Here is a 16,199-nt window from a genome sequence, read left to right as displayed (position 1 = left end):
GCTGGTCTTCTCTGATCTGCCGGCGCGCTTGACATGAGGCCGGTCCCTTGCCCGCCGATCTTGCGCGCTGTGTCGGCGCTTTGCTCGGCCATGCGTGCCAGAAACCGGAAGATGCGTGCCAAGGGCGCTATCGTTTCGGCGTTGCTTGATGACGAACGTGAATTGTGACACTTTCGAGTCTCGTTTCCTGCCCGTATCCCCGCAAGGAGAGCGCGACACGATGATCGAAGGCACCTCGGCATATCCCGGCGTCGATGCGTTTCAGCATTCGCTGCGCCAGGCTTACGGCAGGTTCGATGCCATGCCCCTGTCGGAACAGGCGACGGGGCATGCCACTTCGATCGCGTCCAAGGCCTTGCCGTCGCTGGACGTGACGGCCAGCAACGTCATCAGCCGTCGCCCCGCACTGGGGGCCGAATGGGGCGACAATGCCTTTCTGCTGATGATCGTCGAAGGCTCGCTCGTCCTGGATCACTATGGGCGGCAGGCATCGCTCGGGGTGGGCGACATGGCGCTGCTCGATTCGCGCGAGGGATGCCGGATCGAAGTGCCGGACACGGTCAACGCGCTGACGATCGGATTGCCGCGCAGCGACGTGGTCGCAGTCCGGCTCGCGATGGAAAACGTCTTCGGGCTGGCGATGCCCGGCAACCGGCCGATAAATCGCATCGTTTCGGGCACAATCGGTTCCATCCTGCACGAAGATTGCGACGATGTTCACGTGACCGCGATCCGGTCCGCGGTCATGTCCCTGATAGATCAGGCGCTTGGCAGTGATGACCAGATGGGCGGCACTTCGCCGGCGGAACGGGCATTGCTGGGCGAGATGGCCGATTGGGTCCTCAAGAACCCCGAAGCGGTGGAAGAAGGCGTGGAGGCGATGGCCGCCCGGTTCGCGCTTTCACGGCGCAGCCTGTACCGGTTGTTCAGCCGGTTCGGCACGTCGCCAAGCCGGTGGATCGCCGATGTTCGTCTGCGCCATGCCTATCGCATGCTGACCGCCGGTGGAGACGAGAGTGTGAGTGCGGTCGCCTTCGCCTGCGGGTTTTCGGACTGCAGCCACTTCGCCCGCGCATTCCGTCAGCGTTTCGGGGTAAGGCCGAGCGAGCTGCGCAAACGCCAGACGCAGGGCCTTTATCGGACTCCCGGCGGGTCGAGACTGTCCTAGCCGCGCTAGCGGCCGATCGGCCTGCGCCGAAACTTCGCACGAATTTCCAAGAACATTTTGAACCGACTGTGAGTCGATGGCCGGGCCCATGCGGTTTTCGCGGGCTCCGTTCCCGCGCGCCTGGACCGCGCAAATTGACCTCGATCAATAATTGGGTTGCATAATCACGTGAATAATGTTGTATATTCCCTTCCGCGATCAGCCGCGTCGGAGTGAGGGCTACCGGCGGCAGAATTGAAAAGCGGACGACAATCTTCGGGGAGAAGTAAAATGAATGGATCATCGCCGATCAGGGGTTTCGCAGCGCTGCTTTGCTGCACTTTTCTCTGCCAGGCCCCTGCCGCACTCGCGCAGGACGCAACCGATACGCAGGCTCAGGGAAGTTCGGACGGCGTCCTGGGCGAACCGATCATCGTCACCGCGCAAAAGCGCAGCGAGGACGTTCAGGACATTCCCGTTGCCGTCTCCGCCTATGGCGGCGACCAGCTGGAGGCATTGAATATCACGTCGACGACCGCGATCGTCGAACAGGTTCCCGGCCTCAACGTGGCGGCGTTCTCGCCCAATTCGACCTTCTTCAACTTGCGCGGCATTTCGCAAAGCAACTTCACCGACAACCTCGAAGCACCGGTCGCGGTCTATCTCGACGATGCCTACATGGGCTCGATCAACGGGATTTCCGGCCAGCTTTTCGACGTGGAGCGGGTCGAAGTCCTGCGCGGGCCGCAGGGCACCTTGTTCGGGCGTAACGCGACAGGCGGCCTCATCCACTACATCTCGCGCGATGCGAGCGACGATTATTTCAACGGCTACGCCTATGGCCTCGTCGGCAACTACGACCGCCGCGAAGCCGAAGTCGCCGTCGGCGGCGGACTGACCGATGGCATCCGCGCCCGCGTGGCGGGCCGCTACGTCAAGGCGGACGGCTACGTGAAGTCGCGCGATGCGCTTCCCGGCGTGTTCGAAGGTTCGGGCCGCGATCTTGGCGGCGAAGATGGCTTTGCCCTGCGCGGCAATCTCCAGATCGATTTCACCGACAATTTCACCAGCAGCTTCTGGGTCAAGTACAGCGAAGACAACAACGTGCCGACCGGCGGTTACGTCCTTGCCAACTGCAACCCGCTGGCCAACGGATTCTGCGAAACCGATGATGCCGGTCGCGGTGTGGGCCGCAATGGTGTCTTCAACGGCATCACCGGCGAGGACGCGTCGCCCTATGAACATTTCGGCGACTATGCCGGGACATTCGATCGCGACACGACGATCCTTCAGGGCAAACTGGAATACGAATTCGACAGCGGCGTGACGATCACCTCGATCACCAACTGGACCGATCTGAACAAGCTCTACCGCGAAGATGGCGACGGGCTTCCGGTCCCGCTGGTCACTTTCGAAACCCAGGCCGACTACAGCCAGTTTTCGCAGGAACTTCGGATCGCCGGCGAAAGCGGGCGGCTGAACTGGCAGACGGGTCTCTATTACCTCGACATGGACGTGTCGGGTAACCTGCTGACCCAGGGCGCGCCGATTGTCGGTGCGGCGCTTTCGGTGGGCCTGCCGGGTCTCGATCCGCGGCTCGACGAAGATTACGAGGTGAAGTCGGAAAACTTCTCGGTCTTCGGCCAGATCGATTACGAGATCGTCGACGATCTTACCCTGACCGTCGGTGCGCGCTATTCGATGGACGACAAGTCGATCGATTACCTTTCGAACGTCACCGAGGATGGCTCCGTCGTGCAGCTGGCGTCGGACGAGCAGTTTGCGATGGCGATCCCCGGCGTCAACAAGATCGATTACAACGACTGGGCCGGACGGATTGCGTTGGCCTATGACTTTACGCCCGAAACCATGGTCTTCGCTTCGGTGAACCGGGGCATCAAGGGGGGCAACTGGACGCTTTCGGCCAATGTCTCGCCCGACAACTTCCGCCACAAGGAAGAAGTGCTCTACTCTTACGAATTCGGCGTGAAGACCGCGACCGTGGACCGCAAGCTGCGCGTCAACGCGACGGCGTTCTACTACGATTACAAGGACTACCAGGCCTTCGGCATCATCAACTTGGCGCCGCAGGTCGTGAACAGCGATGTCACCGCCTATGGCGGCGAGCTTGAAGTGCTCTGGGCCCCGTCCAGCCATTTTGACGTGGTGCTGGGCGCGACTTACGAACATTCGAAGGTCGACGAAGTCCAGGGCGCGGCAGAAGCGTTCCTTCCCGAACTGTTCCCCGGTGCGCCCAACGACCAGTATTGCGCCAACCAGGGCGACGGTTCGTTCTTCTGCGACTTTCCGCGCGATGTCCTGACCAACACGGAATTGCCGCAGGCACCGAAGTTCAGCCTGAACTACCTGCTGCGCTACAACGTCGATGCGCTTGGCGGAAACGTCGCGCTCCAGGTCGACGGTGCGGTCTATGACGACCAGTATCTGGAAGTGACCAATTCTCCGGCATCGCTGCAGAAGGGTTACAACCTGACCAATGCCTCGGTCAGCTGGGAAAGCGATGCGGGTCTGACCGTGACCGGCTTCGTGAAGAACGTCTTCGAAAAGGAATATGCTGTCTATTCGCTCGACCTGGGCGGACTGGGCACGACGCAGATGTACGGCGCGCCGACGACTTATGGCGTCAGCGTCCGTATCCCCTTCGGCAACTGATCCCTCCTATTGCCGTCGGGTCATTACGCCCGGTCCCTTCGGGGGCCGGGCGTTCTTTTTTGTGATGGGTATCGGGTGAGTGGGTAGTCGGGTTGTTGCTGGCGCTGGGCCGTTGGCGCTGGCTCGCGCCGGTCAGCTTTCGCCCAGATACTCGCGGCAAAGGCGCGTGGCGCGCGACACGAGTTGCCGGACCATCTCGCCTGGCAGCTCCATTTCCGGCCTTGTCTGCATCCAGCCGAGATAGGTCGTCGCGCGCAGGAACAGGAACAGCGGCAACATCGCTTCATGCGCGGCGGGGAGGGTGCGGACCGTGCGATACCCGGTCAGCAGCGATTGCCGTATCGTGTCATGGCGCGGCTGCTCGACCGTGAAGACCAGCGCGGTCGCCATATCGAACATGTGCCAGCCAAAGCCTGCATCGTCGAAATCGATGATGGATAGCGCATCGCCGTCCGCCAGCACGTTTTCCGGCACGAGATCGGCATGGATCAGGCCGAAGCGATCCTCCGCCATTCCAAAGGCATCGAGCTGTGCCCGCGCACGGTCGCGCCCGGCAATGAGCACGTCGCGCTCGTCAGTCGACAGGTGCGAAAGATCCCAGAACCTGCCCCACAGGGGATCGGTTCCGGCAAGTCCCTCGGCATCCCAGGAGTGGCGACGCGCGCCCGACAATCCCGGCCAGCTTTGCGCATGATCGTGCATACGGGCCATAATCGCGCCAAGCGCGTGCATCTGCCGCGCCGCCACCTCGCCAGTCGCGGCAAGGCCCCGCTCGGAACAGCCGATCGGTTGGCCGGGCAGCCATTCGATTAGGTCGATCTGCCGTTCTTCCCCGTCCGGGCCAGCGGGACGGCAGAAATTCCCGCCTGCGCCCGTCACCACCACATCGGGCACCGGCAGCCCGCTACGCCGCAAATCGGCCATCCAGGCCAATTCGGTTTCGAGCGCCTCGTCAGAGTGATAACCGCGGCGATGCAGGCGCACCGCATAGCGGCGACCGCGATCGCAATGGACCGAATAGACCGCGTTCTCGCGGTGTTTGACCAGCTTTACCCGTGACAGCGCCAGTGGCCACTGATCGAGCGCGGCGTGTGCCTCTTGGTCGAGAAGCGCGAGCGTCGATGCGTCCGCGCTCATGACAATGCCCCCAGAACCCGGTCCAGCCGGCCCAGCAGGATATCCGCGTGCTCGGTCTCGAAAATCATGGCGGGGCGCAGTTTGAGCACGTTGTCGTGCCGTCCGATGCGGCCCATCAGGACGCCTTCGGCCTTCATCCCTTCGACGATGCGTTTGGCCATGGCTGGATCGGGGGTGCGGTCCGCGTCGGGTTTCGTCAGTTCGAGGCCGAAGAACATCCCGCGGCTGCGCACGTTGGCAACGGCGGGATATTTCTCGCACAAGGCATCGAGCCCGGCGACGACGTGGGCCGAAACGGTCCCGGCCTGTTCCAGCAGCGATTCTTCGCGCAGGACATCCAGCACGGCCTGCGCCGCGGCGGCGGCGACCGGGTTGCCGCCGAACGTGTTGAAGTAGTTCGCCTTGGCCCCGAACCGGTCGATCATGTCGCGCGGTGCGATCATCCCGGCGACGGGAAAGCCGTTGCCCATCGGCTTGCCCATGGTGACGATATCGGGCGCGATATCGTGCAACTGGTGGCTCCACATCGCGCGGCCGGTTCGGCCGAAACCTGCCTGTACCTCGTCGAAAATGACCAATCCGCCCGCCTTGCGCACGATTTCCACCGCCTTCGCCAGGAATCCGGGGACGATATCGGGCAGGCCTTCATTGGCAAAGGATGCATCGACCAGCATGGCCGAAACGCCGTGTCCTGCCGCCTGCAGCGATGCGACAGCCGCTTCGACATGGGCGGCATAGGCATTGGCCAGCGTTTCGTCATCGCGGCCCTGCCGATCGCGGAACGGGTCGGGCACCGGGATCGCGCGCGCGCGATCCGGAAACGGTTCGGGCGTTTCGAAACAGCTGGTGAGGGCGGCAAGCTGGCGCGAATTGCCGTGGTAGGAAAAGTCGCTGACGATCACGCCGCGTGCGCCGGTATGATGTTCGGCAAGGCGCAGGGCCAACTCGTTCGCCTCGGTCCCGGTGCAGGTCAGCATCACGGCGGCGTCATCGATCGCGACGGTGGCGGCCAGTTCTTCGGAATAGCGGACGACGCCGGGGTGGAGATAACGGGTGTTGAGGTTGAGCGTCGCGACCTGTTTCTGGATCGCCTCTACCACGCGCGGGTGGCAATGACCGACGTGCGGCACGTTGTTGTAGCAGTCGAGATAGGCGCGCCCTTGCGCGTCGTAGGCCCAGACGCCTTCGCCGCGAACAAGCTCCAGCGGCTCGTCATAGAACAGCGGCGCGTTCTGACCCATGGCAAGCTGCCTGCGCCGAAGGAGTGGGGAGGGTTCGTGCAAGATCAAGGCTCCTTGGCCGAAAGCGAGTGTGGGGCCGTGCGGCCGCCGCGCCGGACCACGGTGATGTCGAGAGCCACGGCGAGGACGATCGCGGTGATCAGCGCAAGGCCCAGTTGCCACCCGGCCAGAAGCGCCGAGGCGAAAACGACCATGGCAAGCACGAGCGCGATACCCGCGGTGAGCGAACCGCCCGGAGCATGGAAGGCACGGTACGCATCGGGGCGCGTGCGGCGCAGCCGGATATAGGCCGACAGCGTCACGACGTACGACCCGCTCAACAACAGGACCATCGCCAGGACCACGATATCGGGCGAAAGCACCGTTGAGGGAAAGCCGAGCACGACCACCAGCACGAGTGCGATCCACGGCGCTCCGCGCCCGTTCGTGGAGCCGAGTACGCGGGGCAGATAGCCTTCTTCGGCCATCGCCCAGATCATGCGCGATGCGCCATAGACGAGCGAGAAGAACGTGGCGACGAGGCCCATCACTGCGCCTGCCTGCACCACCGGGTGCAGCCATGATGGCGGCGCCGGATCGACCGCGGCCAGTGCCGCCGCCAGCGGATCGACCGCCCCGGCAAGCGCATCGGGACCGACCGCGCCCGTTCCGGCAACGACCACGCAGGTCGCCGTGGTGAGTAGGATGACGATCGCCGCCAGCATGCCCCGCGATACATCGCGAGCGGGATCGCGTGCCTCTTGCGCGGCAGTCGCGGTCTGCTCGACCGAGATGAACAGGAACAGGGCAAACGGGATCGCGCCGAACACACCTGCCAGGCCAAGCGGTGCGGCACCCGCCCCGATCAGGTTGGCAAGCGAGAACGAGGGGAGCACTCCGACAGCGAAGGCCAGTAGCGCCGCTACCGCGACCGCGCCGGAAAACAGCAGGACGCCAAGCGCTTCTCCGACCCCGCGCAAGTGAACGGCGAGGATGAAGGCGAACAGCGCGACTTTCAGCGGAAGCCCGTCGATGCCCAGAACGCCTGCTGCGTAGGAGTTGATGAACTCGGCCGCCATCCCGGTGCTGGCCGTTAGCGCACCCGCGATCGCAAGGCCTACGCCCAGCCCGACCGAGGGGCCGAAAGCTTCTTCGCAATAGGCGTGAAGGCCCCCTGCGCTGGGCAGCATGGTCGCCAGTTCGGCCACGCATAGCGCAAGGCCAAAGCACATCACCGCCATCAGGATCGCCGCGACGGCGAAACTGGCAAAGCCCGAGGCGAGCCCGTAGTTCCAGCCGGCGAACTGCCCGGCAACGACCAGTCCGACACCCAGACTGGCGATGCGGACAGCGCCGATCCTGCCTTCGCCCACGGCAAGCGCGTGGCTGTCGTCGGGAGAGGGCGTGGCCGTCACGGCTTCATGAGAACCGACTTGGATGGATAATCAGAGGCAAACCGATCGGGCAGCGGCGCGACGAAGACGTTCTCGGTCCGGGTGCGGGTGATCTTCCACTGGCCGTCGCTTTCTTTGCGGAAGGCGTTGTTGAGGCGCGAGGAACGCAGCAGGCCCGACCCGTCGTCGAACAGCCAGGGCTGCATGTGGACCCACTGCCCGTCGGCGGTGTCGCCGCTGACGTGGATCTGCTCCGACGTCAGATAGTGACAGTTGAGGACGAGCCCCGGTTCACGGTCGGGCGACCAGAACCGTTCGAAATGGGCGCGGATGGCGGCCTTGCCCTCGGCCTTCCCGAACTGGCCGTCGTAATATTCGCCGACCCCTTCCCACACGGCGTCCTCGGTATAGAGATCCATGATCGCATCGATCCTTTCCGCGTCCCCCGAAAGGCCGAATTCCGGCAGAGGAGTATCGCACAGGAACATGTAGCGCGCCTGGATGCGGCGGATGTCGGCCTCCGCTTCGAGCACGGCGATACGGCGTGAAAGCTGTTCGATGCGCTGGTCTGTAGTGTCGGTCATGAAAGGGCCCTTGATCGGCGGAAACGGGGAAGGATGGATGGCACGGGGTCAGATGCTGTCAGCGTGCGCCCGAAGGTTCGGGAAAACCGCCGTGCCATGCCGCATGAAGCATCGCGTTTGCGGCGTAACGTTCATGCGGACGCGTGAGGGTTGGAGCAGTTCATCGACCATGATCGCAAGGTCTTTTTCGGCCAGCCTGATCGCGGAGCCACCGCCCGGCGCGATCGTACCCGGCGCGGGGTTCACGCGGATTGGCAAACCGGTAAAGACAAAGCGCGTGGCGCGCACATGACCCCCTCAAGTTAGTTGCATTTTCACGCATTATTATGGCAAAAGACGGTCTTTGCAAGAGGAGATGCCCGATGAGTTCCGATCAAATGCCCATGACTGCCGGCCCCGATACCGCGGTGGTGACCGGCGCTGCCGGAGGTCTGGGATATCGTATCGGGCTTTCGCTGATGCGCGCAGGGCATCGCGTTGTGTTTACCGACATATCGGCCGATGCGCTGGATGCCCTGACGTGGCCGGACGACGTCGACAGTGACATGGCCCTGACGATGACGCTGGACGTCACCAAGAAGGGTGATTTCGAACGAGTTCTGACAGATGTTCTGGCGCAGGCAGGAAGCGTCGAAATTCTCGTGAATTGTGCAGCACTTACCAGGACCACTCCGGTCTTCGACATTTCGCCGGAAGAGTTTTCGCAGGTCATGGACATCAACTTGCGTTCGGTTTTCGTCGGCTGCCAGGTCTTTGGCGCGCATTTCAGGAGCGCGGGCTATGGACGCATCGTCAACATGGCCTCGCTGGCTGCGCAGAACGGCGGGACCGCGACGGGCGCACACTATGCCGCGTCGAAGGGCGGTATCATCACACTGACCAAAGTGTTCGCGCGCGAACTGGCGGGTGACGGGGTGACCTGCAACGCGATCGCGCCCGGCCCGCTCGACGTGCCGCTGCTGCGTGATATTCTCCCCGGCGACAAGCTGGCGGCCATGCCGGGCATGATCCCGACGGGTTCGCTGGGCAGCCCCGATTTCATCGGGCAGATCGTCAGCCTGATGGCGTCCCGCGAGGCGGGGGCGATGACCGGCGCGACGGTCGATGCCAATGGCGGGCTCTACGTCCGCTGAGGCGCGGCGTTACGGGAGCTGGGCGAGAACCCGCTCCCGCATCGCGGCGGGGTCTTCGATCTTTTCTGCGCGCAGGGCGGCGACTTCGCTCTCGGTATAGGGCTTGAACGGGGCGACAGGCGCCGGACCCATTTCCACGATAAGCCAGTTGATGAGGTCCGCCGTCTCTGCGTCGGTCAGGGTCGAGTTGGCCGTGCCGGGCACTTGTATCAGGTAGCGGCGCCCCTCGGCCACGCGAACCATGGCGGACAGTTCGCCGCGCATGTCCGGCACCCTTCCGGCAAAGCCGCTGCCGTTGGGCAGATGACAGCCCGAGCAGTGCAAAGCGAAATTGGTGCGCGGCGTCAGGTGGTTGGCTGGCGCGGCTTTCGCCTCCGCCGCGATGGAGGGCAGGGGGCTGGATGCGGCATCGTCCTGCGACCCGCATCCGGCAAGGGCCGAAAACGAAAGCGCAAGGACGACGACGCGCCGCATGGTCTTATTCCGCTGCGCCGAGGACGACGGCGAGCGAGCAGTTGTAGACCGCGCCGACTTGCGTGCCCAGGCACCAGTCCAGATCGTTCGAGGTCGACGGCGCATAGATCGGCGTATCACGCTCGTTCCGGGTACAGACACAGCGCCCGCACGAGCTTTTGCCGCAGCAGTCGTTGTACGAAATCACGTATTCGCGCCCGTCCGCCGGATTGCGACAAGTGCCGACCCAGGTGATCGGCGAAGGCTCGGTGCCCGGCGGGCAGCTCGACGTCGAGCCGCCGCAGCAGGAACACAGGTATCCGTCGATCGCGCAATAGCGCCAGTAATCGCAGGATTCGGGGTTGCCCTTTTCCTGCGGCTGCGGGCCCTGAATGGTTTCGGCGCGGCCCCGGCGGACCGGCAGGAGCGGCAGGCTGGCCGCCGCAGCGCCAAATCCGAGCTTGGCAAGGAAACTGCGGCGCGAGGTGCTTTTCGCGGCCTTGCGCGCCATGTGTTCGGCAATACGGTCCAGTCGGGTCATGTCGTGCTCGCCTTCTTCTGCGAGAGGTAGTCCTGGATCGAGGCGACGCCGTGGCGCTGCGCTTCGAACAGGCTTTCAAGATGTTCGCGGTTGTTCACCAGGCCCTTGGCCCGCACGATTCCGGCCGGGTCGACCAAAACGGCGTAAGGCAGCTTGCCCACGCCGAAGGCCATGCCAAGATCGGCCGAAAGGACAAAGGGAAACGCTTCCAGCCCCTCACGCTCACGCAGGGCATGCTGCTGTGCCTCGTCCCCGTCGCTGGCCAGCACGAACTGGACCTGCCCGGCATATTGGCGGGCGAGCGAGCGGATCACGGGCAGCAGCGACTTGCAGATCGGGCACGTGGGCGAAAGGAAGAAGAAGAACAGTCCCTGGCCGTTGTAAGACCCGTGGCCAAGCTCGATCGTCTCTCCGCCCAGCGCCTTCAGCGTCATCGGCGGCGACGGTTCGCCCACGTCGACACCGCCGGGAAGTTTCAACGCGCCCACCGGACCCATCCGTTCATGCAGCAAGCCGACCTGGCGCAGCAGCACGAGTACGACGAGGGCAAGACCCGCGATGACGACCCATTGCAAGGTCACTGCTATAATCAGACCTGTCATGTTCATGCTCCACGATGCGCGGTTTGCAATGCGCGTGAATGGTTGATGCGCGCCTGTTCAATGGCGGCATAGAGAATCCCGGCAATGGCCAGCGTGCCCGCGATCGACAGCACATCGACCGCCGTGACCATGCGGGACGAAACCGCCGCAATGCCGACGATGACCGCCGCTGCGGCGATGATCAGGTTGCGGGCGACCATCACCCGGTCGATCGCGCCGCCCGACTGACCCATGAAGTGGCAGCCGCAATCGATATGATCGCGCCCGCGCGCAAGGTTCACCGAGACGACCCCGGCGTAGAGCGCCAGGAGCGCCGCCGCGCCCAACAGGGCAGGGCGAAAGGCGAGGACGGCAAGTCCAAGCCCGAGTTCGATCAGCGGCAGGACCAGCGCGATGGCCGGAACCAGCGCAGCCGGCAGGATGCGATAGTTCTCGACCGTCCCGGCAAATTCCGCCCGGTCGCGCAGCTTTGGCCAAGCCGCGCCGACCAGCAGTACCGCGATGGCCGCGCGCACGATCCAGGCGACGACGGGGTCGACGGTTACCATGCGACGGGCCTGGTCTGGATCGTGGTCAGGGTCTGGCCGAGCTGATCGATCGAGCCGGTCTGCGAACCGCTGGCAAGATCATAGATCGAAAGCGCATCGGACGCGCCAAACATGATCGTCAGCAGGCGCGGGTTCGGGCCGGGCGTGAGCGCGATGGATGTCGCCATCTGGCCCAAATCGAGCTTCTGGACGATTTCGCCCTTGGTCATGTCATAGACCCAGACGTGCGTGCCCGGATCCTTGTGCGTCCATTCCCCGCCTTCGTGCATGAGGACATAGATGCGGTTGGTCGCCCGGTCGAACGCGGCGGGCTGAATGCCGCCGGGCCGCCATGCGCTGTCGGCTTCGGAAACCAGCGGGCGGCTGCGCTTGACGACGGGGACGTCGCCCGATGCGTCGACTTCGATGATCGCGCCAAGGTGCGAGACGAAGGCCCACGAGGTTTTCGAGATCCGGACCGGCTTTTCGGACACGGGATCGGTCATCGGGCTGATCGGCACCGATACCTTGCCGAAGGTGACTTCACCGCTGTCCGACATCGTGGCGATCTTCAAGCCGCCGTCGCTGCAGTGGACCATGAAGCGCCGTTCGCCAATGGGATAGACAAGGCCGCAACCCGGCGAGGCGAATTCGCCCACCAGTTCGCCGCTTTGCGCGTTCATCACGGTGATCGACTGTGCCGGGGTGAAGTTGGAAAGCACTGCAAACTGGCCGTCATCGGTCAATTGCGCGGTGGCGAGCATCGGAATGACGCGGATCGTCTTGGGCGGCACGATCGTCTCGCGGCCCGGAAGCAGGTCCGACATCTCGTACTTCGTGACGACGTCGGTTCGTTCACCGCGCGTGCCGCGGGCATAGTAAGTCGAAAGCTGAAGCAGCGACTTGCCATCGGGCGCGATCATCAGCGGCTGCTGGTTATAACCGCCGCTCAACATGCCGAGCATCCGCTTGCTCGCGAGATCGACCAGGACCGCACGGCCATCGGTCGGCCGGTCGAAAGACGCGTCGGTCACGAAGACCCAGTCGTCGAGCATGACGCCGGACGTGGTGACTTTCTGGACCATCTCGGGCTGAAGCGGGGGAAGCGAGGAATCGGCGACGATCTCGGCATCGGCCTCGCCCGTATCGCCATCCCCGCCCGACGAACAGGCGGCCAGCGAGAGCGCGGCCGCGCCGCAAAGCAGGACCGCACCGGCCCTGCGCAGCGGGCTGCGAATTGTCATCGCGCGCCGCATCACTTGACCGTTTCCAGATAGGCGATGAGGTTGGCCCGCTCGGCCTCGTCCGGGATGCCGGCAAAGCCCATGCGCGTTCCGGGCGCGAACTTCTGCGGCGCGGCGAGGAACGCCGACAGCGTCTGCACGTCCCAGTTACCGTCATGGGCGGACATTGCGGGCGAATAGGCGAAATCGGGGACCGAGGCGATCTTGCGGTCGATCGCGCCATCAAGGTGCGGACCGATCACCGATCCTTCGCCTGCGACAACGCTATGGCACACGGCGCACTTGGCCTCGTACACGGCCTTGCCCGCGGCGGCGTCCGCGCTGGCCAGATCAACGGGCGCGACTTCGGTCTTTGCAGGCATCGCGGCAGGGGCTGTCGGCACGGCTGCAGCGGTCGGCTCGGGCTGCGCTTGCTCTGTGCTGGTCGCGGCAGGCTCTTCATTGCCGCCACAGCCGGAAAGGGCCATCGTCGACAGGGCAAGGGCGGCGATAAGGGTCGTTCTGGAAGAAGCGTTCAGCATGGCATCAACGGGTCCTCAAAGGGGGCTTCTCGTGGCGAAGCTTAACCGGAATAGTTGCGTGTTCAAGTGACTACGCCAGTGATTGCGCGATCAATGTGTGAAAATCGCGCTGGTAGTAGAGCAGCGGCGACAGCTCACCGTTGGAGCGGATGTCGACCAGTCGCCCGAAGAACACCGAATGGGTTCCCACCTCGGCATGCGACGTCACCTCGCAGTCGAGCGCCAGCGACGCGTCGGTCAGGATGGGCGAGCCGGTCCGGCCAACGCTCCAGTCGACGGACGAGAAGCGAAGCTCGCCAGTGGGATCGGGCTTCGTGAAGTGCAGCGAAAGATCCCGGTGCGGTTCGGCAAGGACATTGACGCTCATCACGCCGTTCGTCTTGATCTTCGCATTAAGGGTGGAGGAACGGTTGATGCACGCGAGGATCGTCGGCGGATCGTCGGACACGCTGCACACGGCCGTGGCGTTGATTCCGTGCCTGCCGGCAGGGCCGTCCGTCGCGATCAGCGTCACTGTCGCGGCGAGGCGGGACATGGCCTCGCGGAACTGTTCGGTGCTGACTTCCTGTTGCATCGCTCTTCTCACCTGATCGCCATTTTTTGTCCTGTTCGTGGCCGGGTCCGACCGGTCAGGTCGGCATCACCAGTTCGCGGCCCAGCCGCGCTTCGACGCGCATGTATTTCCACAGGCGATATTCACCGACTTCGGTGGTGCGGAACAGGTTGCAGACTTCCACCGCGGCATTGCGATCGGGAACGTCGGCAAGGATGTAGAACGTCCAGGGGAAGCCGTCGGGGCTGGTGCCGACCATCGTTTCGTCGTCGTCGAACGTGCCCAGAACGGTCACGCCCGGCATCGCGCGCACCGTTTCCAGCAGGCGACCGGTGGCCTTCAGGACGTCGGGTATCTGCGCGCTGGGCAGGTCGAAGAAGCCCTGCAGCACGGCGCAGCAAAAGAGGGCACGGATGGGCTTGGCCGGTTCTGTCATGTCATTCTCCGCATTTGTCTGTGTTGGGGTCAGGCGTCGTTTCCGGCCTGCCCGAAGGGAGCGGCTTTTCCGCTCCCGAAATTCGTATCAGGGAAAGCCCGGCGCGGCATCGAGGCCGAGCATGCAGCGCCCTGCGCTTTCGTACGTGCCTTCGGAAAGGAACGCGTGCTGCGGCACGATAAGGGCGTCCTGAAGGAAGCGTCCGACAGGGCTGTCCGTGAAAATGCCGTCGGTCCCCATCATGCGATAGATGTCGAGACATACTTCCGCACCGGTATGTGCGGCATGCGATGCGGCAAGGCGCAGCGCGACGCGCGCCTGCTGGTCCAGCTCTCCGCCTTCGCAAAGCGTGCGATAGCTGCTTTCGGTGACGTCATAGAACCATGCGCGGGCGGCGTTCCACTTGGCCTCTGCCTTGGCAAGGCCGCTTTGCACGTGGGCGCGCTGGGCAAAGGTCGGTGCGCCGGTGATCGACTTGCGGCCCGATGCCTTGGCGATCAGGGCATCCATCGCGCCGCGCGCCGCGCCGATCGCGACGATGGCCAGGACCTGTGCGGCCAGCGCCATCGAGGGATAGCGATAGAGCGGTTCCGAAAGGCTGGATTTCCCGCCGCGGATGAAAGTCCATTCGCGCGGCACGACGACGTCTTCGACGACCATGTCATGGCTGCCGGTGGCCTTTAGGCCGTTGACGTCCCAATTGTCCTCGATCCGCGCCTTTTCGGCGGGCATTACCGCGATCAGGGGCAGGCCGCCGGTTTCGCCGCCATCGGGCGCCTTGATGCCGACGCCGATATAGTCGGCCCCGGTGCTGCCGCTGCCCCAGCTCCAGCGTCCGTTGACCTTGATGCCGCCATCGACGGCCTCGGTCGGCTGCGGCGGGAAAATGCCGCCGGCAAAGATCACGTCGGGGCCGTTCGCATACATTTTTTCAAGCGAAGCGACGGGCAGGGCCGAAAGGTAGATCGCGGAAAAACCGAAGCTTGCGACCCAGCCGGTCGACGGGTCGTGGCTGGCAATGCGTTCGATAAGGCGAAGGAAGTCGGCCGGGCTGGCCTGATCGCCTCCGAACTGCTTTGCCACCAGCATCCGGTAGATACCGGCCTTGCGCAAAAGCGCGACGATTTCGGCGGGCAGGCGCTGCTTTTCGGTCATTTCGGCCTGCCGCTCAGGCAGCATCGCGAAAAGCTTGTCGAGCGCGGCTTCACGCTCCTGGTTGGTCATAACCGATCCAGCGGTTGCCGCGTCCATCGTGTCTCTCCCGTCGCATCAAGAATCCGTGATTTCGGGACTTCTACTTAAATATCACGTGAATTGTCAACTGAAATTGCACTTGAGAAGGCGGGGCGGGGTTTCTAAGGCACTGTTACCGGGTTACGGCCTCGGGCGGAAAGCGGAGGAGCGTTTTTCCGTAGGGGCAAGTTCCGGTTCCGCCGGTTCGATTGATTAAGGGAAGTATCGCGAATGGCGCGCGAATCGCAGGCTGGGGACAACGAACCCGACATGGCTCAGGATTACGATTTCGATTTCAGCGAGTGGCCATTCTATTGGCTCGCCCGCGCGGACCGGACGTACCTTTCGATCATGGAAACGGCGCTGGGCAGGATCGGGCTCGATATTCCGAGCTGGCGCGTCCTGATGATCCTGCACAGCAAGCAGTCCGCCAGCGTCAGCGAGATTTCGGAACATTCCATCGTCAAGCTTTCGACGATGACGAAGATCATTCAGCGCATGCAAAGCGCCGGTCTGGTCGAAATGTCGCAAAGCAAGAAGGACGGCCGCGTCACCATCGTCACGATTACCGAAGCTGGTGAAAAGGCCGGGCGCGACTGTTGGGAAGAGGGGCGCCGTATCCTGGACCGCGCGTTCGAGGATTTCACCAGCGTGGAACAGCAGGTGCTGCTTGCCCTGCTCAAGAAGCTTTCCACCTCGCTCGGCCGCTTTTGATACTGCGCCAGTCCCGCGGGGCAGGGCGCTCTCAGACCATATGAAAACGCGCGGCCCGTAAACGGACCGCGCGCTTGGATCGCACGG

Annotated in this window: 18 protein-coding genes; 4 read left to right on the top strand and 14 right to left on the bottom strand. The window is 63.8% G+C overall.

Going from position 1 to position 16,199, the window contains the following annotated elements; genetic code table 11:
- Nucleotides 1-220 precede the first annotated feature (220 nt).
- Together FAX90_RS11040 and FAX90_RS11035 are read left to right on the top strand one after the other, a co-directional pair.
- Nucleotides 221-1,168: a helix-turn-helix domain-containing protein gene (locus tag FAX90_RS11040; protein ID WP_170234954.1), complete on the top strand. Its 948-nt coding sequence runs from the start codon at nucleotides 221-223 to the stop codon at nucleotides 1,166-1,168.
- A gap of 270 nt (nucleotides 1,169-1,438) precedes the next feature.
- Nucleotides 1,439-3,820 carry a TonB-dependent receptor gene (locus FAX90_RS11035; protein WP_144097476.1) on the top strand — a complete coding sequence of 794 codons (2,382 nt, stop codon included), beginning with the start codon at nucleotides 1,439-1,441 and terminating at the stop codon, nucleotides 3,818-3,820.
- 132 nt (nucleotides 3,821-3,952) lie between these two features.
- Here the strand turns inward: FAX90_RS11035 and FAX90_RS11030 are convergent, their stop codons facing one another.
- From FAX90_RS11030 to FAX90_RS11010, 5 genes are read right to left on the bottom strand one after another with little or no spacing between them, the layout of a single operon-like run.
- Complete coding sequence (locus FAX90_RS11030; RefSeq protein WP_144097475.1) at nucleotides 3,953-4,957, bottom strand: phosphotransferase enzyme family protein; 1,005 nt, start codon at nucleotides 4,955-4,957, stop codon at nucleotides 3,953-3,955.
- Nucleotides 4,954-6,198 (bottom strand): aspartate aminotransferase family protein, encoded by a 1,245-nt coding sequence (locus FAX90_RS11025; RefSeq protein ID WP_144097474.1) that lies wholly within the window; start codon nucleotides 6,196-6,198, stop codon nucleotides 4,954-4,956. Before FAX90_RS11025 ends, FAX90_RS11030 begins: the two co-directional genes overlap by 4 nt.
- 44 nt (nucleotides 6,199-6,242) lie before the next feature.
- Nucleotides 6,243-7,592: an APC family permease gene (locus tag FAX90_RS11020; protein ID WP_170234953.1), complete on the bottom strand. Its 1,350-nt coding sequence runs from the start codon at nucleotides 7,590-7,592 to the stop codon at nucleotides 6,243-6,245.
- The gene (locus FAX90_RS11015) at nucleotides 7,589-8,155 is read right to left on the bottom strand and encodes a nuclear transport factor 2 family protein (RefSeq protein ID WP_144097472.1); all 567 of its coding nucleotides are present in this window, start codon (nucleotides 8,153-8,155) and stop codon (nucleotides 7,589-7,591) included. The genes FAX90_RS11020 and FAX90_RS11015 overlap by 4 nt, the downstream gene beginning before the upstream one ends.
- Nucleotides 8,156-8,203: 48 nt before the next feature.
- Complete coding sequence (locus tag FAX90_RS11010; RefSeq protein ID WP_170234952.1) at nucleotides 8,204-8,401, bottom strand: hypothetical protein; 198 nt, start codon at nucleotides 8,399-8,401, stop codon at nucleotides 8,204-8,206.
- A gap of 116 nt (nucleotides 8,402-8,517) precedes the next feature.
- On the opposite strand from FAX90_RS11010, the gene FAX90_RS11005 reads away from it, so the two are divergent.
- The gene (locus tag FAX90_RS11005; protein ID WP_240704868.1) at nucleotides 8,518-9,288 is read left to right on the top strand and encodes an SDR family NAD(P)-dependent oxidoreductase; all 771 of its coding nucleotides are present in this window, start codon (nucleotides 8,518-8,520) and stop codon (nucleotides 9,286-9,288) included.
- A gap of 9 nt (nucleotides 9,289-9,297) precedes the next feature.
- On the opposite strand, the gene FAX90_RS11000 is transcribed toward FAX90_RS11005, so the two are convergent.
- The 9 genes from FAX90_RS11000 to FAX90_RS10960 all read right to left on the bottom strand — a co-directional run bounded on the left by FAX90_RS11000 (nucleotide 9,298) and on the right by FAX90_RS10960 (nucleotide 15,416).
- The gene (locus FAX90_RS11000; protein WP_144097470.1) at nucleotides 9,298-9,762 is read right to left on the bottom strand and encodes a c-type cytochrome; all 465 of its coding nucleotides are present in this window, start codon (nucleotides 9,760-9,762) and stop codon (nucleotides 9,298-9,300) included.
- Between the two features lie 4 nt (nucleotides 9,763-9,766).
- Nucleotides 9,767-10,282 (bottom strand): methylamine dehydrogenase light chain, encoded by a 516-nt coding sequence (locus FAX90_RS10995; RefSeq protein ID WP_144097469.1) that lies wholly within the window; start codon nucleotides 10,280-10,282, stop codon nucleotides 9,767-9,769.
- Nucleotides 10,279-10,890: a redoxin family protein gene (locus FAX90_RS10990; protein WP_240704867.1), complete on the bottom strand. Its 612-nt coding sequence runs from the start codon at nucleotides 10,888-10,890 to the stop codon at nucleotides 10,279-10,281. The genes FAX90_RS10995 and FAX90_RS10990 overlap by 4 nt, the downstream gene beginning before the upstream one ends.
- Nucleotides 10,887-11,432, bottom strand: coding sequence for a MauE/DoxX family redox-associated membrane protein (locus tag FAX90_RS10985; RefSeq protein WP_144097468.1), 546 nt, complete (start codon nucleotides 11,430-11,432; stop codon nucleotides 10,887-10,889). Before FAX90_RS10985 ends, FAX90_RS10990 begins: the two co-directional genes overlap by 4 nt.
- Nucleotides 11,426-12,655, bottom strand: coding sequence for an amine dehydrogenase large subunit (locus FAX90_RS10980; protein WP_144097467.1), 1,230 nt, complete (start codon nucleotides 12,653-12,655; stop codon nucleotides 11,426-11,428). The genes FAX90_RS10985 and FAX90_RS10980 overlap by 7 nt, the downstream gene beginning before the upstream one ends.
- A gap of 11 nt (nucleotides 12,656-12,666) precedes the next feature.
- Complete coding sequence (locus tag FAX90_RS10975; protein ID WP_144097466.1) at nucleotides 12,667-13,176, bottom strand: c-type cytochrome; 510 nt, start codon at nucleotides 13,174-13,176, stop codon at nucleotides 12,667-12,669.
- 70 nt (nucleotides 13,177-13,246) lie between these two features.
- Nucleotides 13,247-13,750, bottom strand: a complete 504-nt coding sequence (locus tag FAX90_RS10970; RefSeq protein WP_144097465.1) for a flavin reductase — start codon at nucleotides 13,748-13,750, stop codon at nucleotides 13,247-13,249.
- 55 nt (nucleotides 13,751-13,805) lie between these two features.
- On the bottom strand, nucleotides 13,806-14,165 hold the full coding sequence (locus tag FAX90_RS10965) for a hypothetical protein (RefSeq protein ID WP_144097464.1): 360 nt from the start codon (nucleotides 14,163-14,165) through the stop codon (nucleotides 13,806-13,808).
- An 87-nt stretch (nucleotides 14,166-14,252) separates the two neighbouring features.
- Nucleotides 14,253-15,416: an acyl-CoA dehydrogenase family protein gene (locus FAX90_RS10960; RefSeq protein ID WP_144097463.1), complete on the bottom strand. Its 1,164-nt coding sequence runs from the start codon at nucleotides 15,414-15,416 to the stop codon at nucleotides 14,253-14,255.
- Nucleotides 15,417-15,629: 213 nt separating this feature from the next.
- Between FAX90_RS10960 and FAX90_RS10955 the strand changes: the two genes are divergently transcribed.
- Complete coding sequence (locus FAX90_RS10955; protein ID WP_144097462.1) at nucleotides 15,630-16,112, top strand: MarR family winged helix-turn-helix transcriptional regulator; 483 nt, start codon at nucleotides 15,630-15,632, stop codon at nucleotides 16,110-16,112.
- Nucleotides 16,113-16,199 lie beyond the last annotated feature (87 nt).

It is taken from the genome of Croceicoccus sediminis, from assembly GCF_007570835.1.
Taxonomy (GTDB): Bacteria; Pseudomonadota; Alphaproteobacteria; order Sphingomonadales; family Sphingomonadaceae; genus Croceicoccus; species Croceicoccus sediminis.
This window is presented reverse-complemented; position numbering and strand designations above follow the sequence as displayed.